At 49.7% G+C, this 24,773-nt stretch carries 18 protein-coding genes and 2 pseudogenes; 3 read left to right on the top strand and 17 right to left on the bottom strand.

The features are described from left to right. Positions 1-7: 7 nt before the first annotated feature. The 6 genes from BQ7997_RS00285 to BQ7997_RS25985 form a co-directional block, all read right to left on the bottom strand. Complete coding sequence (locus tag BQ7997_RS00285) at positions 8-319, bottom strand: DUF4134 domain-containing protein (RefSeq protein ID WP_009016663.1); 312 nt, start codon at positions 317-319, stop codon at positions 8-10. Positions 320-521: 202 nt separating this feature from the next. Beyond that, on the bottom strand, positions 522-1,250 hold the full coding sequence (locus BQ7997_RS00280) for a conjugal transfer protein TraD (RefSeq protein ID WP_083589129.1): 729 nt from the start codon (positions 1,248-1,250) through the stop codon (positions 522-524). Between the two features lie 21 nt (positions 1,251-1,271). Beyond that, a complete protein-coding gene (locus BQ7997_RS00275; RefSeq protein WP_005850496.1) occupies positions 1,272-1,619 on the bottom strand; it encodes a DUF3408 domain-containing protein in 348 nt (115 codons plus the stop codon). 2 nt (positions 1,620-1,621) lie between these two features. Then, a complete protein-coding gene (locus tag BQ7997_RS00270) occupies positions 1,622-2,062 on the bottom strand; it encodes a DUF3408 domain-containing protein (protein ID WP_005944168.1) in 441 nt (146 codons plus the stop codon). 2 nt (positions 2,063-2,064) lie between these two features. Next, entirely contained in the window at positions 2,065-3,114 is a 1,050-nt protein-coding gene (locus BQ7997_RS00265; RefSeq protein WP_073342403.1) for a ParA family protein, read from the bottom strand. Positions 3,115-3,383: 269 nt separating this feature from the next. Beyond that, entirely contained in the window at positions 3,384-3,515 is a 132-nt protein-coding gene (locus BQ7997_RS25985) for a hypothetical protein (protein WP_259302448.1), read from the bottom strand. A 20-nt stretch (positions 3,516-3,535) separates the two neighbouring features. Between BQ7997_RS25985 and mobA the strand changes: the two genes are divergently transcribed. The 3 genes from mobA to mobC are packed head-to-tail and all read left to right on the top strand — an operon-like array spanning position 3,536 to position 7,239. Beyond that, positions 3,536-3,961 (top strand): conjugal transfer protein MobA, encoded by a 426-nt coding sequence (mobA, locus tag BQ7997_RS00260; protein WP_073342401.1) that lies wholly within the window; start codon positions 3,536-3,538, stop codon positions 3,959-3,961. Further along, positions 3,940-5,196, top strand: coding sequence for a conjugal transfer protein MobB (mobB, locus tag BQ7997_RS00255; protein WP_073342398.1), 1,257 nt, complete (start codon positions 3,940-3,942; stop codon positions 5,194-5,196). Before mobA ends, mobB begins: the two co-directional genes overlap by 22 nt. Before the next feature lie 33 nt (positions 5,197-5,229). After that, positions 5,230-7,239, top strand: a complete 2,010-nt coding sequence (gene mobC / locus BQ7997_RS00250; protein ID WP_073342395.1) for a conjugal transfer protein MobC — start codon at positions 5,230-5,232, stop codon at positions 7,237-7,239. Between the two features lie 60 nt (positions 7,240-7,299). Here mobC and BQ7997_RS00245 read toward each other — a convergent pair whose 3' ends face one another. The 11 genes and pseudogenes from BQ7997_RS00245 to BQ7997_RS00195 form a co-directional block, all read right to left on the bottom strand. Further along, the gene (locus tag BQ7997_RS00245; protein ID WP_073342393.1) at positions 7,300-7,752 is read right to left on the bottom strand and encodes a hypothetical protein; all 453 of its coding nucleotides are present in this window, start codon (positions 7,750-7,752) and stop codon (positions 7,300-7,302) included. 5 nt (positions 7,753-7,757) lie between these two features. Beyond that, positions 7,758-8,897, bottom strand: a pseudogene (locus BQ7997_RS00240) (ATP-binding protein); the annotation flags it as partial. Positions 8,898-8,936: 39 nt separating this feature from the next. Further along, positions 8,937-9,737: a 23S ribosomal RNA methyltransferase Erm gene (gene erm / locus BQ7997_RS00235; protein WP_073342390.1), complete on the bottom strand. Its 801-nt coding sequence runs from the start codon at positions 9,735-9,737 to the stop codon at positions 8,937-8,939. Positions 9,738-10,144: 407 nt separating this feature from the next. Next, positions 10,145-10,462: pseudogene (locus BQ7997_RS00230) on the bottom strand (AlbA family DNA-binding domain-containing protein); the annotation flags it as partial. A 150-nt stretch (positions 10,463-10,612) separates the two neighbouring features. Then, positions 10,613-11,230 (bottom strand): RteC domain-containing protein, encoded by a 618-nt coding sequence (locus tag BQ7997_RS00225; protein ID WP_073342387.1) that lies wholly within the window; start codon positions 11,228-11,230, stop codon positions 10,613-10,615. A gap of 210 nt (positions 11,231-11,440) precedes the next feature. Further along, positions 11,441-11,854: a dihydrofolate reductase family protein gene (locus BQ7997_RS00220; RefSeq protein ID WP_073342384.1), complete on the bottom strand. Its 414-nt coding sequence runs from the start codon at positions 11,852-11,854 to the stop codon at positions 11,441-11,443. 281 nt (positions 11,855-12,135) lie between these two features. After that, entirely contained in the window at positions 12,136-13,458 is a 1,323-nt protein-coding gene (locus tag BQ7997_RS00215; RefSeq protein ID WP_073342381.1) for a sigma-54-dependent transcriptional regulator, read from the bottom strand. Next, complete coding sequence (locus BQ7997_RS00210) at positions 13,451-15,769, bottom strand: hybrid sensor histidine kinase/response regulator (RefSeq protein ID WP_073342377.1); 2,319 nt, start codon at positions 15,767-15,769, stop codon at positions 13,451-13,453. The genes BQ7997_RS00215 and BQ7997_RS00210 overlap by 8 nt, the downstream gene beginning before the upstream one ends. Then, positions 15,769-17,694, bottom strand: coding sequence for a tetracycline resistance ribosomal protection protein Tet(Q) (gene tet(Q), locus BQ7997_RS00205; RefSeq protein WP_073342757.1), 1,926 nt, complete (start codon positions 17,692-17,694; stop codon positions 15,769-15,771). Before tet(Q) ends, BQ7997_RS00210 begins: the two co-directional genes overlap by 1 nt. 659 nt (positions 17,695-18,353) lie before the next feature. Beyond that, positions 18,354-24,176, bottom strand: a complete 5,823-nt coding sequence (locus BQ7997_RS00200; RefSeq protein ID WP_073342373.1) for an N-6 DNA methylase — start codon at positions 24,174-24,176, stop codon at positions 18,354-18,356. Next, positions 24,166-24,618, bottom strand: coding sequence for a DUF1896 domain-containing protein (locus tag BQ7997_RS00195; RefSeq protein WP_073342369.1), 453 nt, complete (start codon positions 24,616-24,618; stop codon positions 24,166-24,168). The genes BQ7997_RS00200 and BQ7997_RS00195 overlap by 11 nt, the downstream gene beginning before the upstream one ends. Between the last annotated feature and the right edge of the window lie 155 nt (positions 24,619-24,773).

Below are 24,773 nucleotides of genomic sequence, written 5' to 3'. Positions count from 1 at the left end.
TCGTTTATTAAAGGAAGAATGAGCGCAGGATGGTGGCGGCGACAATCAGGAAGATGCACGCTCCGAACCACGAGGCGGCAGTCTTGGAGGTGTCGGGGTCGCCGGACGAGAATTTACCGTACACTTTCACGCCCCCGATAAGCCCGACTACCGCGCCGATGGCGTAGATGAGTTTCGTGCCGGGGTCGAAATACGAACTCACCATAGAGGTGGCTTCGTTGATGCCCGCGATGCCGTTTCCCTGCGCGAAGGCGGAGGCGGTTGCGGCAACCAGAAGTGCCGCAGAGAGGATAAGTTTCTGTCTGTTGTTCTTGTTCATAAACTGTTCTTGTTTTGTGCCGTCAAAAGGGTGGATGGTCCTTTGTCGGGCGGTTGATACTCGGTTACTTTTCTTTGGTTTAGTGGGCTGCCCGTTTGTTTCTACGGACTTGGGTGTGTCCGTTGCGGACCAGCTGTACCTTGTACCGCCGTGCGCGTGGGTGATGCCGTCTTACGTTTTCATTTTCATTCTTTTTTAATCGTTATACATAGTTGCGGATGTCGAAGTCCTCGATATTGTCCGGGACGACAAAATCCTTTTTCGGTTTCTTCAGCCGTATTTCGATAAGCCCCTTGATGCGGATGCTCATTTCAGACGAGCCGGTCATCAGCTTCTCGTACAGCTCCGTCCCTTCCATATCGGTGAAGACCTTTGCCGCCCGCTCCCGTTCCGTCGTTGTCGCTTCCGGGTTCTTGGCGGTTCTGACCGCATCGTCTATCTCGTCGAAGCTGCTTCCGGATGCCCTCGGCGCGTCGGGCGTTTCTTCCTCCGGCTCGTCCTCCCCGAACTCCAGATCCGAAGGCGTGAGGCTCGTGAAGGTTTCGTCGAGTTTATCCTCCGGGATTTGGGCGGGACGGGACACGGTTTCCGTGTTTCCGTCGTCAAAAGTAGCCTCTTCCTCCGTCAGCTCAATGCCTTTTTCCGAAGTGGCGGCTTCTTGCGTCGGTATGGCAGCGGTTGTCCGGGTCGATGCCATCCTGAAACGGCTCTTGCCGATGATGTCCGGGGTGTCTGCGGGCGGTGTTTCCCTTACCGCTTCGGGCTTTGCCGCCGTGCCGCCCAACGACCGCCACAGTCCGGCTATGCTTCTGAGGAAGCGGACAAGTCTGGTTTCCATGATCCTGTCATAAAGGAGCAGGAACAGGAACCACAGGTTGCAGCCGACCGATACGGTCAGCAGAATATCAGTCATGCTTATTGTTTCACTCATGCACGTTCTCTTTTTTGAGGGTTAAAATACTGCGTCGTAATTCCGGGCGTAAAGGCTTTTTATCGCCTCCTCGCACTGGTTGAAGTGGTGCGTAAGCACATGGTCGATGTAGGCGGACAGCGACAGCCGGTCATGCCCGATCACACGGGTGATGCGCATGATGCGGTCGTGGTACTCCGGGCGCACATACGCCATCTTTCCCTCGCGTGCCTTCACTTCGGCTTCACGGATGAACAGCCGTTCATAGTCCTTCTCTCCGCATTTGCCGCCTAACGGCACGGGGGACAGGATTTCCACACTCGCCTGCACTTGGGCAAGCATACCGCCGCCGTCATGCTGCGGACTTCTGTTTTTCTGGTTCTTTTCCATATTCAAATCAAGTCTTCACGTTGTTTCTTGTACAGTTCGTTTATTTTCTCCTTGTGCTGTTCCAGATGTTGGCGCAGCACGGTATCCACGTAGCCGCCTACCGAGATTTCACGCCCGGCGATGTCGTTCACGATTTTGAGAATCTTGCTGTGGACGTCGCGGCTGATATAGACGCACTGGCGTGTCTTTATCTCGTTGCGGCGGAGGAACAGCCCGGAATAGTCGTCCTCCTGCCGTTTGCGGCGGACGGTGTCCCTCTGCGGTTTTTCCTTTGCCGTATATTGCACGGGCGGCGGTTCCGTTTCAGGGACGCTTTCTTCTTCGGGAGCAGGCGCGGGTGGCTCCTGTGCGTGGTACAGGGTCCCGTCCTGCCTGCGTCTGCCGATGGAGGCTATCAACAGTTCCTCGTCAATGCCTTCGGTGTTCACTTTCCTGCTGCCCATGATTATTGAGGTCTGATGATACGGCTTATCTCTTCCGAGAACTCACGGATGCCGCTCCCTTTCAGCAGGGACGCATCCATCGGGAAGATGGTCGAGCGGAACACGCTCTTGCGCTCTTCCGAGAGGTCGCGCCGGAACTTCTTGCTGTCGGGCAGGCGGGTGGACAGCACCGGCAGCCCCATCTCGGCTATCACATCCTCATACAGGTCGTAAAGCCCGTTCTTCTCCCTGCCGTCCACCATCGTCCAGAACAGGTACAGCCCTTTTGTTTTCGCCTGTCCCGTCGTCATGAGGTTGTCACGGAACATCACGGCGAATTGCAGGGTGCTTTCCACGACAAAACGGTCGGCACTCATGGGCGCGAAGATGTAGTCCATCTGCGAGAGGGTCTTGACCACGCCGTTGCTTTTCAGTGTTCCCGGCATGTCGAAGAACACGATGTCGGGTTTCACCTCTTCTGCGGCAAGCATCCTTTCGGCATCATCGAGGGCGTTAAGGGCGTCGCTTGCAATGACCGGGTAGGCGTTCTTCCTTGTCTTGCGGAAGTGGTCACACGCGAGTGCCTTGAAATAGAGGCTCCCGCCGATAAGTCCCGTTTCACGTTCACGCAACCCGTGTATGCTGTGCTGCGGGGCGTCGCAGTCTATGACGGCGACATTGTGTCCTTTCACGTTGTGGAGGTAGTTGGCGGCAAGTGCCGTGACGGTGGATTTGCCGATGCCCCCTTTCTGTGTTGCGAATGCAACGAATGTTTCATTACTCATGGTTCTGTTGGTTTTAATGGTTGATGAATTGTTTTCCTGCTCCGATACGGAATCGGTGACATGTATATCCGCGTCCGCGAATCTCCGCCTGTCCGGTTCGTCACGTATCCGCTTCAACGGTGAGGCAGGGATTCGGATAACTGGTGAATGACGACATTGCGTCATGAAGTCATTGAATCCGTGAATCACTGCGTCATTGGGAAACCGGGCATCCGAAGGTTCGGGTATCCGGTCAGGCAAATAGCCGCCGAAGCGGTTTGCCGGGTATTTGAAAGCCTCATTTTTCATATCTTCAAATCGTTCGTTTCTTGAATCATGCTGCAAATAAACAAGGATATTTTTGAATCCGTACCACTTTCCCGGCAAGTGGCGGCATGTTGCGCCGGTTGGCACTGATTGTCCGGTTCAAGCCTCTGTCCGATACCGTTTTAAGGGCGTAACTTTGCACCCGAACGGCAGGGTTCGCCGCAGGTGGCGCAGCCCGGAGTTTGAAAGGCATTCCCCCAATCCGTCCCCGACGGATTTTTATGTTCGCCTGAACATAGCAAGATGTCTTTTCAGCCGCTCAAAACGTTTTGAGCAGCCACGAAAAGCACTTGCCCTTGCAGGGGGCGGGCTTCCTCTCCGAAGTCGGGAAGCCTTTCAAACCTGCGGTGTCTGTACCCCAAGCGGCGGCTTATGCCGTCCATCCGCTAAATCCAAAGTTTATATGAAAGAGAAAAGAAACAAGACCGGGAGAAATCCCAAACTTGATCCGGCGGTGTTCCGTTACACCGTCCGTTTCAACGAGGAGGAACACAACCGTTTCCTCGCCATGTTCGAGAAGTCGGGCGTTTACGCCAAGTCGGTTTTCATCAAGGCGCACTTCTTCGGGCAGCCGTTCAGGGTGCTGAAAGTGGACAGGACGCTGGTGGATTATTACACCAGACTGTCCGATTTCCATGTGCAGTTCCGCGCGGTAGGCACGAACTACAACCAAGTCGTGAAGGAACTCAGGCTGCATTTTTCCGAGAAAAAGGCGATGGCGTTGCTCTACAAGCTGGAGCAGCAGACCGTCGAACTCGTGAAACTGAGCCGTCAGATTGTGGAATTGTCGAGAGAAATGGAGGCGAAATGGTCGCAAAAATCAGTGTAGGAAAGTCGCTGTACGGCGCGCTTGCCTACAACGGGGAAAAGATCAACGAGGCGAAAGGGCGGCTGCTCACCACCAACCGCATCTACAATGACGGCACGGGGACGGTGGACATACGCAAGGCGATGGAGGGCTTTCTCGCCTGTATGCCGGAGCATACGAGGGTGGAGAAACCGGTACTCCATATCTCGCTCAACCCGCATCCCGACGACGTGCTGACCGATACGGAATTGCAGGACATCGCACGCGAGTATCTGGAGAAACTCGGCTACGGGAACCAGCCGTACCTTGTTGTCAAGCACGAGGACATAGACCGCCACCACCTGCACATCGTGACAATCAATGTGGACGAGAAAGGCAGGCGGCTCAATCAGGATTTCCTTTTCCGCCGCAGTGACCGCATCCGCAGGGAACTGGAACGGAAGTACGGGCTGCACCCGGCGGAGCGTAAGAACCTACGGCTGGAAAATCCGCTGCGCAAGGTGGACGCTTCGGCGGGCGACGTGAAAAGGCAGGTCGGGAATACCCTCAAAGCGTTGAACGGACAGTACCGTTTCCAGACGATGGGCGAATACCGCGCCCTCCTTTCCTTATATAATATGACGGTGGAGGAAGCGCAGGGCAACGTGCGCGGACGGGAGTATCACGGGCTGGTCTATTCCGTCACCGATGATGCCGGAAACAAGACGGGCAACCCGTTCAAATCCTCGCTTTTTGGGAAGTCCGCAGGCTATGATGCCGTGCAGAAGAAATTTGCCCGTTCCAAGCAGGAGATTAAGGACCGGAAACTCGCTGACATGACGAAACGCATCGTCCTTTCCGTGCTTGAAGGCACGTATGACAAGGAGAAGTTCGTTTCGCGGCTCAAGGAGAAGGGTATCGACACCGTGCTGCGCTACACGGAGGAAGGACGCATCTACGGAGCCACGTTCATCGACCACCGCACGGGCTGCGTGCTGAACGGCTCGCGCATGGGCAAGGAACTTTCCGCCAACGCCTTGCAGGAACACTTCACGCTGCCTTACGCCGGACAGCCGCCTATTCCGCTTTCCGTTCCGGTGGAAACAGGAGAGGATATGCGCGGACAGACCGCATCCGACCACGAGTACACGGCGGGCGGTATCGGTCTGCTCACTCCCGAAGGTCCGGCTGTGGATGCCGAGGAGGAAGCCTTTATCCGGGCGATGCTGCGCAAGAGGAAAAAGAAGAAGCGCAAGGGCAAGGGCTTGGGAATGTAACCGGAAGTATCAACAATCAAAATTTTTCAATCTATGTCACAACAAGAAGACGATTTGAGGGCATTGGCGAAAATCATGGATTTTCTGCGTGCCGTGAGTATTATTTTAGTGGTCATGAACGTGTACTGGTTCTGCTATGAAGCCATACGGCTCTGGAGCGTGGACATCGGCGTGGTGGACAGAATCCTGATGAATTTCAACCACACGGCGGGGCTGTTCCGTTCCATCCTCTACACGAAACTGTTCGCCGTCCTCCTCCTTGCCCTGTCCTGTCTGGGGACGAAGGGTGTCAAGGGAGAGAAAATCACTTGGGGAAGGATCTGGACGGCACTTGCCACAGGGTTCGTGCTGTTCTTCCTCAACTGGTGGATACTGGCATTGCCGCTGCCGGTTGAAGCGGTGACGGGGCTTTACGCGCTGACCGTAGGCACAGGCTATGTATGCCTGCTGATGGGCGGTCTGTGGATGAGCCGCCTGTTGAAACACAACCTCATGGATGACGTGTTCAACAACGAGAACGAGAGCTTCATGCAGGAAACACGGCTTATCGAAAGCGAGTATTCGGTAAACCTGCCCACACGCTTTTATTACAGGAAACGTTGGAACAACGGCTGGATCAATGTCGTGAATCCGTTCCGTGCCTCCATCGTTTTGGGTACGCCGGGCAGCGGAAAGTCATACGCGGTGGTAAACAGTTTCATCAAACAACAGATTGAGAAGGGCTTCTCGATGTATGTCTATGATTTCAAATTCAGTGACTTGTCCACGATAGCCTATAATCATCTGCTCAACCACCCGGAGGGATACAAGGTGAAGCCGAAGTTCTACGTGATAAACTTCGACGACCCGCGACGCAGCCACCGTTGCAACCCCATTCACCCGGATTTCATGGAGGATATTACGGACGCTTACGAGAGCGCGTACACCATCATGCTCAACTTAAACAAGAGTTGGGTGCAGAAACAGGGCGACTTTTTTGTGGAATCGCCCATCATCCTTTTCGCGGCTATCATCTGGTATCTCAAAATTTTTCAGAACGGCAAGTATTGCACGTTCCCCCATGCCATCGAGTTCCTGAACCGCCGTTACGAGGATATTTTTCCGATACTGACCTCTTACCCGGAACTGGAGAACTATCTTTCTCCTTTTATGGATGCATGGCTCGGAGGGGCTGCCGAGCAGTTGATGGGGCAGATTGCATCGGCGAAAATTCCGCTGTCGAGGATGATTTCCCCGCAGCTCTATTGGGTGATGTCGGACAGCGAGTTCACGCTGGACATCAACAATCCCGAAGAGCCGAAAATCCTCTGTGTGGGCAACAATCCGGACCGTCAGAACATTTACGGGGCGGCTCTCGGTCTGTATAATTCCCGTATCGTGAAGCTCATCAACAAGAAAGGGATGTTGAAGTCGTCGGTCATCATCGACGAGCTTCCGACGATATACTTCAAGGGGTTGGACAACCTTATCGCCACCGCGCGAAGCAACAAGGTTGCCGTGTGTCTGGGTTTTCAGGATTTCAGCCAGTTGGTGCGCGACTATGGCGATAAAGAAGCCAAAGTCGTGATGAATACAGTCGGCAATATCTTCTCCGGTCAGGTGGTGGGCGAAACCGCCAAGACGCTATCCGAACGGTTCGGAAAGGTGTTGCAGAAACGGCAGTCCATTTCCATCAACCGGCAGGATGTTTCCACCTCCATCAACACGCAGATGGACGCGCTTATCCCGCCGAGCAAGATTTCCGGGCTTACGCAGGGCATGTTTGTCGGTTCGGTATCAGACAATTTCAACGAGCGTATAGAGCAGAAGATTTTCCACTGTGAGATTGTCGTGGATGCCGAGAAGGTCAAGCGCGAGGAGAAAGCCTACAAGCCGATACCTGTCATTACCGACTTCACGGATGAGGACGGCAACGACTGTATGAAGGAAACAGTGCAGGCGAATTACAGGCGTATCAAGGAGGAGGTGAAACAGATTGTTCAGGAGGAGTTGGAACGCATCGCTAATGACGAAAATCTGAAACATCTGTTGCAGCAGAAATAGCCGGCAGGCGGCAACGAAAACGGGCGGGACAAGTTTGATACCTTGTTCCGCCCGTTATCTTTACCTGAAGTTTTCCGGATTTTCCTCTTTCAGCAATTTGTTTATGGTCGTTATCGTATGCGTCTGAAAGTAGGTCTTCAGTTCTGCGTCATCTTTCAGGAGTATGCCGCATTCCTCATCATAAGTTCCGATGATATATTTTTTAAGTTCGGAGAAACTTTCCGCAAACGGTATCTGCCTGTTTTCCTGCCAGTATTCGGTTACGGATTCAGTGATAAACGCCTTTAACACGGCTTTTCCCTCTTTGTCCAGTTTCTTGAAGCGTGTCGTTTCACGGCTCACGGGTAACGGCTCCGGCAGAATATCCTCCGGATTCTTGCCGCTGCGCATGGCGGACATGCAACTCTTGCAGATATGTTGTGCGTGACCTTTGCCGCTGAACTTCTCGTTCGCCTTGTAGTCACCGCAGATACGGCAATAGTGTCCCTGCTGTTTCTTCTTCTTTTTCGCCATGCCTATTACTGTTTCAACAATTCCAAGCCTTTCTCTGTAAGGCGGTATTTCTGTCGTGGGTGTTTAGGCTTTTCCGGGTAAATCGGCTCCACCAAATCCAGCCTTATTGCAGGATATAGGTAGAGTTCCAAGAAATTGCTTTTGTCTTTCAATCCGATTATACCCATAATCTCTTTTGTCGAGAGCGTCTGTTTCTCGATTGCGGACAACACTTTTCCCACTTGTGGGGTGGTTGCGGGGTAACTGTCGGGCGACTGTGGGGTGACTGTCGGGTTGTACCCCACAGCTTTCCGGACATAGCGGAAAATAACCCATACGCTGTTTCCGTCCGTATGGAATTCCGGATCAGGAATGCCTACACGCTGGCACTCGCTTATAATAAGCCCGATGCCCCTTCCCCAGCTTTCCAAGACCTCGCTTTTATACAATACATTCGCTATGATCAGGTTTTGCGGTTCTGAATTATGACCGCTTAACAGCTTTTCCATTGTCATGTCAGGTGGAAATGTTCCGCTGTTCTCTATTTCCACACGGTCGTCATAGATGGCTATCCCAACCGAGCTTCCGGGACGGTGGTACGAGCGGTGGCACAAGGCGTTTGTGCAGCACTCCCTCAAAGCCTTGTAAGGTATTTCCAGTTCCTCCTCACGGTATAGCCCCTCTATCTTTCCGGAAAGGGAGAGATGCTTGAAAAAAAACGCCATTGCCGCATCCAGCAGTGCGTAGATATTCCCGGTGACACGTTGATTGTCTATAAACTCGTCTTTCGTCGTGCCTTTGAAACGCGCCAGACGGAGCAGGCATTGGGGATAATAATAAAAATCACGACCGAGCAGCACTGCTGAAGCATTGTTAAGTTTCCCGTCATGCAACAGACTGAATTTTTCGAGAATGGTCGGCAGGTCTTCCCTTATGGTTGCTTCAGGTAAACGACCGCTTCTGATTCCCCCGCGTACAGCACTAATGACGGCATGTTCGTCAAGGTCAGATATTTTAAGGTCAGGATTTGTTATTGCTTCCCAAGCGTATTTCCCGCCCCGCTGTATCAGATATTGGTTATACATCTCCTGCGGCATGGTGGATGTCGCGCTTTCCACTCGCTGGTAAGCCCGTCCTTTGTAAGAGAACGGACGCATATATCTTTGTTATGCACAAGCATGCAACCGCCCCGGGTCAACAAACAATTATGTGGGATGATACTTTTCTGGAACTTTATCCAACATTTCCATAAAACAACATTTCCACTGATTTGCAGACAGACTTACAATTTGACAATTAAGATTTATTCCGTACTTTTCACTAATTCCTCTGACTTGATTTTTTCTGAATAGTGTCTTCAAGACTGTTCTGACTGGCAAATCGGGTTTATGTAACAAGCAAGTGATAAATTTCAGATATTTTCCTTTCAATTCATAACCTATATGCATTTTTCTTCTTTCAATCCTTAAAAGTGCTGACTTGACTTTTGGTGGTGGCAAAAAACTTTCTTGAGATATTTCATACATAAGTTTTAAATCAAAAAAAGTATGATAAAATACAATATATGGGTTGAATACTTTTTCTGAAAATAACTTTTCGGCAGGTTCAAGTTGCATTATCAACGAACCACCCATAAAATGCTCAACACAATCAAACATCAAGGATTTTAAAATATCAGAAGTTATTCTGAAAGGTATGTTAGACACAACTTTAAAATTTCTTTTTGGTATAGTGTAACCCCTAAAATCACAATCAATAATCTTGACATTGTAATTGTTGGCAAACTTATTTTTTAAAATGCACAATAGAGATTTATCATTTTCTATTGCAATCACGTTTATACATTGACGAACTAAATGAACAGTTATAAAGCCTTTTCCTGCCCCAATGTCGAGAACAGTATCGGTTTCATTTATTTTAGCAATTTTAATTGCATCAGCAATCAGCACTTTATCAATAGTAAAATGTTGCCCCGTGAATCTAACGGGCAGTTTATTTTTTATCATTACTTATTTCTTGAAAATGAATACTTGGGTTCAAATCACAAGGAAGTGATAAGACAGTATTCAATCCACAGAAATAAAGTTTTGATACAAATCTTTATAACATAGATAAATAACCTATGACTGTATTGCTATAAAAGATAACAACACACCATTCGATAATATTAATGGATGGACTGTCTATCACTTAGATAGTAGCCTAAGGTCTGAAGTAGAATGCAAATGAAACAGAATACATAAGTATTAATTATTAAATTTGTGCAAAGATAATAAAAAAAATGCCTGTGCATAACATGCGGTCATAAAACATTTGGGGTGAAGTGGTTATTCGAGCATACTGCCACGCATCAACTTTCGGTGTCGGTTGATAGGAACACAGCCCGCTCTCCCAAACGTTTCATACCGCAAAACCGTTCTTCCGCAGACAGTGCGATGACGCTTTTGCCGGTGTCTGGTATTTCAGTATAAGAAACTTCAACTGTGGCAAAAGGCTCGATACGCCAGACTGCGTCCGCTATATCCCGCTTGGTTTTGTCGCTCACGTCCTGTCCGATGATTTTTCCCTTGTCGGTGACACCGAACAATACCGTGCCGCCTTCTCCGTTAAGGAAAGCACAAAGCGTTTCCATGCCGCGCTCCAACTGTCCGGTGGTTTCCTTGAACTCCACCCGTCCGCATTCTTTTTCGGCTATCAGCCGTTTTACTATGTCGAGGTTGTCTATGCTCATATACAATTCTGTAATGTGGGTACAAAGATAGTGCTTTTCGCTGGTTTTCGGGCGAATAGATAACGAAATGTATCTGCACGGCAGGTACAAAACCTACAAAAAATCAGAGAGTGGCATAACGTCACCCCCTGATTCATCATTGGTACAGGATTATTTTCTCAAACGTTCCATTTCCTCGTCGCGGAGCATCCTCTCGTTCAGTTTCTCCTGCATCCTGTCAAGGAAATAGGTGCGGCTTTCGTTCTTCCGGCGTTTGATGTCGATATAGAAGCGGTAGCAGTCCTTTGATTCGACCCCGAAAATCTTGTAGAGGAGCGGGGCGAGCTGTTTAAGCGGCATGTTGCCGTTGTTGATGCAGCCCATCTCGTTGATGCCGTAGATAAGTTCCACGAGGTCGATGGCGTTGCCCGTCCATTGCAGGGGTGGAGCGGGACTTTCGGTTGTGTTGTCGGAGGATGTACGGATGGGGATTAGTGGTGGCACTTGGGGAGCGGCAAGGAACTTCTGCATCTTCCTAACGAAAGAGAGTGCCTTGCTGATGTAGGCTGCAACCTCCCTCTTTTCTTCGGGAAGATTGCGCACGGGATGGTGCTGCAACTCGATTTCAATGTAAGCCAGCGCGATGATGGTGCGGTTGGTGTCCACATTGCCGTTGCATAGTTCGATCACTTGCGTGGCGAAAGCCGTGTATGCCGTTTCCATATTGCAGTCCCCGGCTTCGTTTATACGACGGAAGAACTCGGTTTCCGTCAATAAGAAATAATTCATGTCCTGTCAATTTTGAAATTTTACACTCTGTTTTTCGGTATGCGCACATGAATATGATTGGCAAAAAGCGTGTCCATAAAATAAAAAATCCGGCACGCTCTCTGCAAGGTGCTGGATTTCAGAGTGATAATTTCGCGATTTATTTATCTGAAAGGAATTGTATTCAGCTTAAAGTGTTCATTTGCTGAACATTCGTCCATTTTATGGACATCAAACGCACGCTTTATAGATATGGCGGACCACTCCGTTGCGGTACACCTTCTGTGAGGTCAGCGTCCATTGTTCCTGCGGCAAGGCGGATTGGAAGAAACGCTTTCCCGTTCCGGCAATGAAAGGAATCGTGTAAAGTATGATTTCATCCACCACACGCATACGCAGCAGCCCGTTGATGTAGTCCGCTTTTTCAGGAGTGACTTCCGCCAGATAGCAGATGTCTGTTGTGGATTTCCGCCATTCGTCAAGCATGGAGATGGAATAATCCGGTGTGATATGATAAAGGGCGTTTTCCCTTATCTCATTGATACCGCAATCTTCAAGGCGCAGTTCCTTATACGCTTTGCAACATAACTCGGAGCTTTGACAACCGTCCATCGTGAGGACGGCAAGAATCTGTACTTTACCCATTATCGTTTCCTTTCGTTGGGCAAGGGCAAAAAAGTAGCGTGCAAATCACACTACTTTCAAGCGACGGCTCTGGTAAAGCCTTTTACGGAGAGTACGTGAATGCACGCTATGCGTAGGCATAGCATAAGCATCACGCAATCGTCTCCGTAGTGTCAATTTACCAGATTTTCGCTCGAAACGCCTTGCGGTCTTATGTTATATATAGGCGGCAAAAGGCTCTGCCAATCGCCGTTACCTTCTAATATGTCATGCAAAGATAGCCATTTTCAGCGAATTGCGGGCTATGATTGCTCAAATTTATACTTCAATCCATATTCTTCCAGCTTGTTATAGAGTGTTGTTCTGCCTATTCCAAGCAGTTCGGCGGCGACCTTCCGGTTCCCGTCAGCCTGCTTCAAAGCGCGTATAATCCGCTCTTTATCTTCCTCGTCGTTGCGTAGGGAGAAGCCGGTAACAGAGGTTGTTTCGGTTATCCCAAGCTCCAGATACTCTTTTGTGACAAGTCCCGTCTGAGCCTGCAACACCGCACCCATGATTTTCTGCCGAAGCTCGCGCACGTTGCCCGGCCATGAATTGGTCAGCAACGCTTTCCGTGCTTCGGAGCTGAATCCGCTAACCTTGCACTCCAATTCATTGTTGGCAATCTCGCGGAAGAACTCCGCCAGCGGCATGATGTCCTCCTGACAGTCACGCAATGGCGGTACGGTTATCTCGAAGTCGTGCAGACGGTACAGTAAGTCCTGACGGAAACGCTTTTCATTGACCGCCTTTTCCAGATTCTCGTTGGTGGCTGCGATGATACGGACGTTGAAACTTCTATCCGTTTTATCACCAACGGGACGGTATCGCCGCTCTTGTATGGCACGCAGAAGCATCTGCTGGGTTTCCAGTGCAAGGTTGCCCACCTCGTCCAAAAACAGCGTGCCGCCTTCGGCTTCATGGAAATATCCTTTCTTGGCACTGTCCGCACCGGTGAATGCGCCTTTGACGTGTCCGAAAAATGCCGATGGAGCAAGCTCTTTGTTTAACGATCCGCAGTCCACAGGCACAAACGGTTTGCCAGAACGCTTGCTTTTGTCATGCAGATGGTGGGCGATATGCTCCTTGCCCGTGCCGTTCTCACCGAATATCAGTACGCTCATGTCAGTTGGTGCTACCAGCCTTATCCGGTGCATGATTTTCCGGAAGGCTGAACCGTCACGAGCAAACACGGGCATACGGCTCCGTCCGACATTGCGTTCTTTCAATATGGTGCGGAGTAATGGGACAAGTTTGTCCTCCACAAGCTGTTTGGGTATATAATCCAGCGAGCCGAGTTTCATACTTTCCACAGCCGTATGCACTTCGGCATAGTCGGTCATAATGATGAACGGCTGCGTCATGCCTTCCTTGCGCATCCAACGAAGCAGGTCGATACCGTTGCCGTCAGGTAAGCGAAGGTCTGAAACCACTATGTCACCGTCAGCGGCTTGTTGCAGATGTTTCTTCGCTGTCAAGAGGTGGAAAGCCTGCACTGTACGGAATTTCTCACGTGCCAGCAGGTTGCAGACAAATTCGCAATACACGATATTATCTTCCACCACGATGATTTTTGTTTTAACCATTGTTGTATTTTCTCCTTTCTTCTTTTGCCTGTTGGATTATCTCCGAACCCTTATCCAATACGGCAGTCACGGCTTTGTTCAATGCTTCATAGTCGGGAGCGGCACTTCCATGAAGCTGTTTATAAAGTTCCCTTAACGGCTGGTCGGCACGGAGTATCTCCCACGAGCTGCGCAGGTGGTGTGTAAGGGCGTCCAGCTCCTGAAGGTCTTTCCGTTGTTTCGCCTCCCGAACCGCCTGCATTTCCTTCTCGGTTTCCGTAATCAGTTTCTCCAGCATGACGGATTCATTGCCGTAGGATAGCAGGGATGTGAAATCCGGCTTTTCATTTTGTGCCGCATTCATGGCACATTTATTTGAAATCTCCATCAGTTCAGATATGGAGAACGGCTTGAACAGGCATTCTGTGAATCCATGTTCTATAAGTTCCTCTTTGCCGCAACTGCCCGAAGCTGTTATCACGACTACCGGGATATCCCTTGAATTGCCAACGTTGGAAGTGCGCAACAGTTCCAGCAACTCGAAACCGTTTATATCCGGCATATTCAGATCCGTCAGCAGCAGACTATATTCGTTCCGACGTATCATTTCCATCAGCTCCGCAGCATCGGTGCAGGTATAGCAGTGTATTCCCTCCTGTGCATACATTTCTTTCAGCATCAGAAGCAGCACTTCGTCATTGTCGATGGCAATAACATTATGGAATGTACGGATATGATGAATCTGTGTTCTATTTATCTGTTCCGGCAGTTCCTCAGCTGTCTGCATGGGTATTTCCACTGTGAAACGGCTACCTTTACCTTTTTCGCTCTCCAGCCGTACTGTACCGCCGAGCATTGCCACGATACGCTGCACGATGGACAATCCCAGTCCGAAGCCGTCTTTTGTGGCGGCGTTTGACAGACGTTCAAACGCACCGAATATACGTTGTTGCTCCTCTTCGGTCATGCCCGTTCCTGTATCTTTGACGATTAGCTTCAGCAAACCGTTATCATACCCCATTGTCAGAGAAACGCCACCGTTCTCAGTGAACTTGATGGCATTTGACAGCAGGTTATTTCCAATTTGTAGAATACGTTCCTTATCGGTCAAGACAACAGCATCCGTGTGATTCGTCACAGTAAGAGCAAGTCCCTTGTTTATGGCAATTGGCATAAACTCTGATTCGAGCGTATGCGCTATTGATGAAATCCTACACGTGTAGAAATTAGGCTGTTCCTTGCCGTTGTCCAGCCGGAAGAAACTCAGAAGAGTATTAAGCATTTCACGCATACGGTCGGAGGATTGCTGAATATTTCGGATATACATCCCGGTTTTATCCGTATCGAAGTTTTTTGGTATCAGTCCGGCATAGCCCGTTATTGTAGTCAGCGGTGTGCGTAATTCATGGGTAATGGTATGTACGGCTTTCTTGCGAGAGGCTATCAGTGCCTCGTTTCGCTTTGCCATTTGTTGCAGTCGCTCGATTAAATCTGCGGTTTCCTGTTTATATCGCTTGATGCGGTTGGCATTTCGGTGTATGATGATATATGATATGACCAGTAGCAGTATAACGAACCCTGTCAAGCCCCCAATCTGAATGAACGACCGTTCCCGCATGGCTGTTATCTCGGCTTCCCGCTTTTGTAGGTCAGTTTGTACTTTCCCGTCTATTTGAACAACCAGTCCTTGCAGTTGCCTGTTAAGTTCCGCATTTCGTGCGGCAAGGCTATCGGCATGAACCGATAAGCGACGGCTTTGCGCCTGTTGTTCGGTTCTCATATTCCGGTTAAAGGAACGGTACATCGTGGTAGTCACAGTTGGTTTCGCTTCTTCCTTTTTGCCGAAGATGCCCAAGAATCCTTTTCGTTTAGGTTTCTTGGGTTGTTCTTGCACACTTTTCTGCGCGATTACGGGTACTTGACGGGTTATCTTATCGTTGATGGCTTGTTGCTGTTCAAGTATCTGCACGATTTGGCACATCTGCCGTTCCTTATCTTCGAGAAGATGGCGTACGCTGTCTATACGCTCTGCCGGATAGGTAGCTTTGAAACGGCAGAGCATACTGTCCATTGCCATACGCTGTGCATGGTAATGTTCGATATCTTTATCGTTCCATTCCAGTATTGTTTCACCAAATAGAGAGAATTTTATCATTTGAATATTGATATTGTTTATCTCTTTTCGGAACTCGTCTATTTTTTTATTGTCAAGTTCTAATGCTTCTATCTCCTGCCATTCATAGAAGCTATTATATGCTATACATCCGATAAGAACGGAGATAAGTATATACCCCAACCGTATTGTCTTATAGAAATTCCTGGATCGTTCCATTATTTTGATGATACTGATTTTTCAAACATGAATAAAAGTTTATCCTTTTCTTCCATACGGGTATTATCAGAATAACCACCTTTTGTTATTTGATACCCACACGGCTTAACCATAAAAGTGCCTAAGCCTTTAGTGTATGAACTTACTTCTGAGGCATAGTCTTTACTTGTATTTAATGGAACTTTCCCTTCAATAAGACACCACTCATTATTACAACTGATACCTTTAATCTCAGACATCATTTTTTGCAAATCTGTAATAGCTTTGGAACTTGCCGCTTGGGGTATCTGCAACTCAAAATAGAGCATCGGTTCGAGAATGTCCACACCTGACTGTTGCAAGGCCAGCCTGAAGACATAAGGGGTCAGCTGTCTGAAATCAGCAGGTGTACTTACCGGGCTATAATACTCGGCTTGAGTAAAAGTTACTTTCAGATCAGTCACTTCCCATCCATGTAAACCAGATTGGCAAGACATACGAATCCCTTCAAAAACGGCATTTTGAAAAGAATGGTTCAGATAACCATAGGAGATGTCACTTTCGATTTGCAACCCTGTCCCTAACGGCAAGGGTTCAAGCGTCAGCCCTATTGTGGCCCAGTAAGGGTTGGGTGGCACTTCGATCTGAATAATCTTATTGACCTTTTTTACAGGTCGTTCTTTGTAGATAGTCTTGATCTCATCAAAATGGACCTTTACGGAAAATCGTTCTTCCAGCAATGTCTGTATGATTTCCTTTTGTGTCAAACCATATAACGAGATTTCCAATTCATCACTATATGAGTTTATGGAAAAGGACAAAGACGGGTCTTCAATCCACAATGTATTCAGAGCGGATATCACCTTGCTTCTCTCTTCGGACCTGTCTGGCCGGACGGAGGATTTGAGAGCGGGATGCTGATGAGATAACCCTTGAATCAAACAAGGTTTAGTACCTAAATAATCTCCGATTCGAAAATCTTCCATATCTTCTACAATCGCGATATCATTGGCCCCCACTTCATCAACATTTATCTCTCTGCCCTGATAAATAGTCTTTAGATTTTTAATCTTGATGAATTTTTCCGAATCGTTGATTCTTACAATGTCTCGAAGTCTCAGACTTCCGTCAATTATTTTTAGAAAACTTCTTTTATGTCCTTTGGGGTCATGCTCTATCTTATAGAGATAAGCTGAAAGTCTGTTTGAGACTGATTCTGGAGGAAGTATAAAAGAAGAGATGGCGTCCAACAACTCATTGATACCGATATTGAACATTGCTGATCCATGTAGTACCGGATAGACTTTGGCTTTTGCCACAAGATCGATTATCGTATTCCAATAATCAGCCGGTGAAATTTCGCTATCCGCCAAATATCGTTCTAATATATTGTCGTCATGGTTGCATACAAATTCTTTGTATTCTTCCTTTATATATGTTTGGGAGCAAATCGGATAAACCAATCCATCGACAACAGTTTGCATAAACAGGACATCTTGAGACAGATTTGTTTTTATATCCAGATACAAACGCTCTAAATTCACACCGTCACGGTCAATTTTATTGATAAATATAATTGTCGGGATTTGCAGTTTTTGTAAAGTATTGAACAGCAACTTTGTTTGCGCTTGTATGCCTTCCTTTGCGGATAAGATGAGGACTGCTCCATCAAGCATTTTGAATGTCCGCTCCACTTCCGCAATAAAATCCATGTGTCCCGGAGTGTCAATGATATTGCATTTCACTCCATTCCAGATAATAGATGTCGTAGAAGCCCGAACAGTAATTCCTCTACGTTTCTCTATATCCATAGAGTCTGTTATGGTGTCACCATTATCCACACGGCCGCACTTTTCCGTTGCTCCACTGGCAAACAGCAGATTCTCGGTTACGGAAGTTTTTCCTGCATCAATGTGAGCAAGAATTCCTAAATTTATAATATTCATTTGGATTAAGCAATAATATACTACAATAGATGCATTGTCGAAACGCACCTTTTAATACCTCCTCGTAGCATGTGAGAACTACAGGATTACTAACTCGTATTAATATGTATATTATTACTGCCGCATAACGATTACAAAATTACACAAAAAAATATATCTAACAAAAGTGGGAGGATTTTTTAACTTTTTACCATAGACATTTTATTAGGGAAGCGTAGGTTCAACTGGTAAGTACAAATAAGTAGAAATGTTTGAACAACAACGTTTTAGGAAGTTGAAAAAAATCAAGTTTCTCTCTCGGTATAACGTTTATTTTGGCCAATATCTTCTTTAGTTTGGCATTTGAGTATTTCCCATTCGTGTTCTATTTAGCTCCTTATTATGAGTATGTAGCAAGTTGCTTATCAAATTCAGCCTCTTTGAGGGTCAAATATGGTTTTGCAAATGGTGACTGACAAGACATAAACAAGGTCAGCAGGATTTTTTACATAAATGGACATGAATGTATATAACCTAAAATAAGAATAAATTTTAATAAGGGCTGCCCAAAAAGAAAAAAAATGCAGTTGCCATCCTACAGATACTTGCAGAAAGGATAAAATTTACTTTTAGACCTTTTGGGATAGCCCTTATTAATACTTCAGATAAAATTCCTAAGGTTATATTTTCAATCCTTTGGACCGGGTTTCCTCCTTGGCATACAGCCCCGGATGCCCAGTTATGGTGTGATTGGCGATAATACTTTCCGATGGATTGCGTATTTGCGGTGATGTATCTTCGGGATATTGCCTGATACCGTTTCGCACACCTTTCGCTTCCGGTTTGACCTGTTGCCCTTCATGCTCCTTTTCGGTGATTTCGGGTGTAGGCGGCGCAAGTTCCAGCTGTATCTTGCGGTCAAGGGCGGCAAGTTCGGACTTCAACTGTTTCAGTTCTTCCTCCTTCTTCCACACCTTGCCTGCTATCTCCTGCAACTGCGGTATCTCACGTTCCAAGACCTCATTCTTCGCTTTATACTGGTCGATGATGGAGGGGATTCTCTCAATCGCGTTGAGGAAGTTGCGGGCGGCGGCCAACGGGTCAGCCAGCGCCAGATGCCCGTTGTTGTAGGTGTACTTGTAGTTCCCCTCGACCACGAAGCGGTTGTCGGTAAACTCCAATCCCTCTTTGAGTATCCTTTCGCTGACCACCTTTATCGGGAAACCGTAAAACTCTCCAACCTGCGTGTACAACCCTCCGGTCGTGGCATTCTTGGCTATCTCCTGCAAACGCTTTCCGATGACTTTCTCATCGGCGGAATCCACTCCGTCCACCTTTATTATATTAAGGTGATTGCCCTCCTTGTCGGTCTGCACCACAGAGAGGAAGCGGTTCCAGTCCTCCGTCATGGCATCTATGAAAGCTGTGTTGTTGCCCAGCTCGCGGGTCTTCGATTCCAGCTTGAACTCCGAATCACGCTTGCCCTTGTTGAACGACTTGCGTTCCCCTTCGAGCGAGGCGATACGTTTTTCCAGTTTCGCCTTGTCCAAAAGGTCGGTATTGCCGGATAGTAACGCCATGTACTCCGAAAAGTTCATGCCCGATTTCTCGTCCATAGCACCCTCGTCGATGGTACGCGCGCCCATCGCCCCGCTTTTGAGCTGCGAGATGAACGTCTGCTTGCAGTGCAGCAGGTTGAACTTGTAGCTGTCCAGTGACTTTTCCACCGCATAGATGATGACATCCACGTTGTTCCCGGCAAAATGCTTGGCAATCTCGTTGCCTGCTCTAACTCCCCGTCCGTCACGCTGTTGCAGGTCGGACGGTCGCCAAGGCGTATCCAAATGATGGATGGCGACACACCTTTTTTGTGCGTTCACACCCGTTCCGAGCATGGAGGTGGAGCCGAACAGCACACGCACCGTCCCGGCGTTCATGGCATCTATCACCGCCTTCCGAGCCTTGTCGGTCTTGCACTCCTGAATGAAGCGCACCTCGCTTGGCGGTATGCCGTAGTCCTCCGTCAGTTTGCGCTTGATTTCCGAATAGACGTTCCACCCATCGCCCGGCTGGTAAGTCCCCAAGTCAGAGAAAACGAACTGCGTGCCTTTCTGCGCGTCGTATTTTTGATAATACTCCGCGATTATTTTGGCACAGTGGCTCGCCTTGTTGTCGGGGTGGTCTTCGTAATGCGGGTCTATCATGCGCATGTCGAGTGCCATCTTCCGGGCATAGTCCGTGGCGATAAGCATCTTCGCCTTTTCCTCCGTTTCCGAAAGCGGCAGTCTGCCCAACAGGGTGGCGTCGCCCGTCTTGGCGAATTGCATCAGCTTCTGTATGAAGTCCTCCTGCTCCGGCGTGGGCGGTATGTGGTGCAGTATCTCGTTTTTGTTGGGACGGTCCACGCCCACATCCTCCGCCGTGCGGTAGTCCGTGATTTCATTATAGAAGGCGGCAAGCTCCGGCACTTTGATGAAGTAGCGGAAACGCTCCTTCTGCACCACGTTGTTCGTCACGTTGAACTCAAAATCCGTTGTCTTCTTGGCAAATATCGCCGACCACGCATCAAAACATCGAATGTCCTGCCGTTCCAGCTCCTTCGGGCGCAGGTACTTGAACAGCAGGTACAGCTCAGTCAGCGAGTTGCTGATAGTCGTGCCGGAGAGGAAGGTCGCCCCCAAGTCCTTGCCCGTGCGCTCCTGTATGGTGCGGATAGCAAAGAGCATGTTCAGTGCCTTCTGGCTTCCCTCGCTGTTCCCCAATCCCGCCACACGGTCGTGGCGCGTGTTGAAAGTCAGATTCTTGAACTGGTGCGATTCATCAATGAAAATGTGGTCGATGCCCATCTGCTTGAAGTCCACCACGTCGTCCGTGCGTGACTTTATGGCGTGTTCCACCTTCTCCAATTTCGCTTCAAGGTTATGCTTGCGCTTCTCCAGACCTTTCAGCATCGCCCGCGATACGTTCTTTCCCTGCTGGCGCAGCACTTCGAGGTTTTCCTCCACCGTGTCAAGCTCCGCTTGCAGGATGCGCTGCTGCAACTCCGGCGACTGCGGTATCTTGCCGAACTGGTCGTGCGACATAATGACACAATCGTAGTCGTTGTTCTTGATGTTGTTGAAGAAACGCACGCGGTTGGCGGTCGAAAAGTCTTTCTCCGAAGCGTACAGAATCCTCGCGTTGGGATATGCCGCTTGATAGGTGGCGGCAATCTCCGCAACATTGGCTTTCAGCCCGATAATCATCGGCTTGTGCGCCAAGTTCAGACGCTTCATTTCATGCGCGGCGATGCACATTATCAGCGTCTTGCCGGTTCCAACCTCGTGGTCACAAATTCCGCCGCCGTTCTGTTTCAGCATCCAGACGCAATCCATCTGCGAGGGATAGACGCTCCTGATGCCCCGGCTTGCCAGCCCTTTCAGATTGAGGTCGGGAAAAGTCTGATGCGAGCCGTCATACTTCGGGCGCACGAAACAGTTGAACTTGCGGTTATACATCGTCGTCAGCCGCTCCTTGAACTGTGGCGACTGCTCTTCGAGCCATTCGGAGAAGCCGTTTCGTATCTCGTCAATCTTGGCGTTGGCGAGCTGTATTCCCTCGCTGTCGCGCACCTTGATGTCGTTGCCATGCTCGTCCCTGCCGATGGACTTCATCATGTCGGGACAGGTGTTGTGCAGGGCGTGTTTCAGAAGGTGCATGCCGTCATAGTTCCGGTAATAGCCCTTCACTAAAAACTCGTCCGTGATTTTCATGGTGCGGTAGCCGCACGCCACCGAAAACTCGTCCATGCTTGCGGAGTAGGCGATTTTCACGTCCGTGTCGAAAAGGTGGCTCATATAAGCAGCGTACACGCCCGTCGGAATCCAGCGTTCCCCGAAGTTGAAGTCAAGGTCCTCAAAGGAGATGCGTTGCGGCTCGGCTTCTTTCAGAGCCTCCAACGCCTGCTTCACTTCCGGCATACGTCCGTTTTCAGGGTTGTCGCCCATCCATGCCTTGATGCGCTCCGCCTTCTCTATCACGTTCCCGGCGATGAACCTGTCCTTTATCTCGTAACCGGTTACGAGCGGGTTGTAGAAGATGCGTCCTTTGAGGGCGTCAAGCAATCCCTCCTCCGTGCTGTCGGTTATCTCCCGCATATAATCAAGATTGACCGTGCCGAACTTGTTGAGCGATGCGGATAACGCCTCTTCGGGAGAGCTGACGTTGGCATGGCTCTCCACCGAGAAAGAAACGGGACGCTCGAAAATATCCGCCTTGACGAACCTGCCGTCCTCCGCCCGTTCCAGCGAAAGGATGTCGCGTCCTCCTGCATCCATCATCACCAGTTTCACGTTCTGCTTGGCGTTGAGGTTGCCGTAGCGCATGACAAACTCATCGTAGCAGGTGTTCAACGCTCCGCGTTGCGCAGACCCTTCATCGTGGTACTCCGCCTCGTAGCGGTAAAGCCGCTCGTATGAATCACGGAGTGACACATACAACATCGCTTTCTCCTTCTGGTAGCCGGTCAGGTCAAGCGGTTGGAATGTCGCGCCGTAAAGCGTGAGGTCTTTCAAATAGCCGAGATTGCGTGACGCATCCAGTACCATAGAGCCGTCACGGTAGTGCGGCTCCAGCAGACCGTTGAACGGACGGGGAGAAAGGTAGAGAGGTTCCTCCTTCGGTTTTTCCGCTTCCATTTCGGGGAAAAGGGAGGTTGCAGCCGTTTCCGTTGCGGGAGCGGCAGGATTGGCGGCAATTTCCGGCTGTGTTTTGGGTCGCCGTGTTTCCTGCTCCGGTGCGGCTTTCACGCCCGTGACATGCTGCCGTTTCTCCTGATGCTGTGCCGCCAGCCTGCGAAGCTCCTTGCGTCGCTCCGGCGTGAGGTCCATCATCATTTCATAGAAGCCGTTGATGGGCGGGTTGGTATCCCAATCCAAAGTGGCGTAAATATCATCCGGATCGGCTTTGGCTGCGACACTCACCGACTTTGTTTCATGGCTGTCCCTGTTCTCCGTCAGCAGTGCGGCAGACGGCGGCGGTGCGGTCGTAACCTTCGGCGTAACCTGCGCCTGCGGTTTGGGGGACATACGCCTTGCCGTGCTTTCCTTTCTCGCTGTCTTTTTCTTCTTGGCGGGTGCTTCCTGCTTGCGGACTTCCTCGGTCATGCCCCAAAGGTCGAGCAGGGAGAGCTGCACGCCTGCTGAATAATCGGGGCGGCGCGGCTCTATCTCCGGCTTTTCTTCCTCCGGCTGCGGTGTTACCGCTTCGGGCTTCACTGCCATTTCTGTAAGAGGCTGTATTTCAGGAGTGACAACCGGTGTGAAAATGGGTTCCGTCACTGTGTTTTTTACCTGTGCCGGATGCAGGTTGTGCATTTCATATAGTTCTATGTCTAACTGGGGTAACTCAATATTCAGATGTTCCCGCAAGTCATCCGCCATTTGTCCGATGCCGCCCCGGTGTATAAGTTGATAGGCAGGTTTGCCATAAGGGTCTGTGCCTCTGATTAAATCTGTATTGGAAAGAGAACTGATGCTCCATACATACCCGTTTACAGAAGTGCCGATAGGGGTCTGTTCGGTCTGCATGAAAAGTTTCTCGTTATAATACAGCTCCCCATTCTTGCCGCTGTTCTTTTGAAGGATAATAAGGTCGCTGCCCACTTCCGTACCCGCGTTGTCCGTGAAAAGGTTGTTCGGCAGGCGTGCGACACCCACCAGATTGGCATTACGCATCATATACTCGCGTATGGGTGCGTTGGACGGTGCGTCCAGCACCCCCTGCGAGGTGATGAACGCCACGATGCCGCCCTCACGCACCGCGTCAAGGCTTTTCAGGAAGAAATAGTTGTGTATTGCCTTCGGTGCGGAACGCCTTGCGGGGTCTTGGCTTCCCGTAAACTCCGGGTCGAACACAGCCACGTCACCGAACGGGATGTTCGATATTGCCAGATCGAAATAGTCCGTGAAGGGCTTCTCTATCTTCTCGAATCCCTGCACCCTTACCTTTTGGTCGGGATGCAGGTGTCCCAATATCTTGCCCGTCATCAGGTCTTTCTCGAAAGCCATGATGTCCGCGTCCGGCTTGTTTTCCAGCACGGCATCCACGAATGCGCCCACACCCGCCGACGGCTCCAGCACACGGTCGGGACGTATGCCGTGTTCATGCAGTACATCCGCGATAGTGCCGGTTATCTCCGGCGGGGTGTAGAAAGCGGTCAGCACGGACTGCTTCATGGCATCCACGTACCGCTTGTACTCCGTTTCGTCCTTGCTGTGTTCACGCACCAGCCTGTACAGCTCCACCGTCGGGGCGAACAGTTCGAGGTCAGATTTCGCCCAATGCACGGCATCCGTCAGTTCCTTTGCCGGGTTCAGTATGCACTTCAACCCGCCGAAACCGCAATACTTCCGAAGTATGGCTTGTTCCTCGGCGGTTGCCGTCCTCCGTTCCCTCTCAAGGATGAATGCCGTCCGTATCGCCTCGATGTTGTCCCGCAGCCGTTGTTTGCGGTTAAACGCCATACTCGTCGATATAAAGGACGACGGCTCCCGTCAGCTCCGTATAGAGCAGGTCGTATTCGGGCGACAGGGCGAAGTTGTCGTCCGAAAGGTCATAGACGGAGAATACATTACCGACAGGCGGCAGCAGTTTTCGGATGAAGGCTTCGCGTTTCTTTTCCGGCACTTCACCGGCAAACTCGTTTTCCACGACTTCGCGGAGGATGGCGTACTTGGAATAGCGAAGCCCCCGCAGGAGCGTGTCCATCGCCAACTCCTGCGCCCCTTCGGGCGGATAGCCTTCGAGCCGCGAACGCTCATACGTTTCGGCGGCACGGTCGGCACGCTCCCGGATGAAGGCATCGTCGGAAGCCTGTTCAAACTTGTTTGTGCGGAGGTAGTCCAGCAGGTACAGACCGTAATAGGAAAAGTCGGTCTGACCCTCGTTTTTCTTCTTGTTGTTCATTACTTTGGAATTTAGTGGATTGGTAATGACGGGGATAATCGTCTGGAAAGGAGAAAGAAAAGGCACTCGGTATCCCTCCGAGTGCCACCACTAAATCCAAAGTATGAGTGTAATCCGATATCGAAGAACAATTCATTACTCTGAACCAGTGGCAA

The organism is Bacteroides congonensis, from assembly GCF_900130125.1.
Classification (GTDB): domain Bacteria; phylum Bacteroidota; class Bacteroidia; order Bacteroidales; family Bacteroidaceae; genus Bacteroides; species Bacteroides congonensis.
The sequence above is the reverse complement of the archived record's forward strand: the minus strand, read 5'-3'. Positions and strand labels throughout refer to the sequence as shown.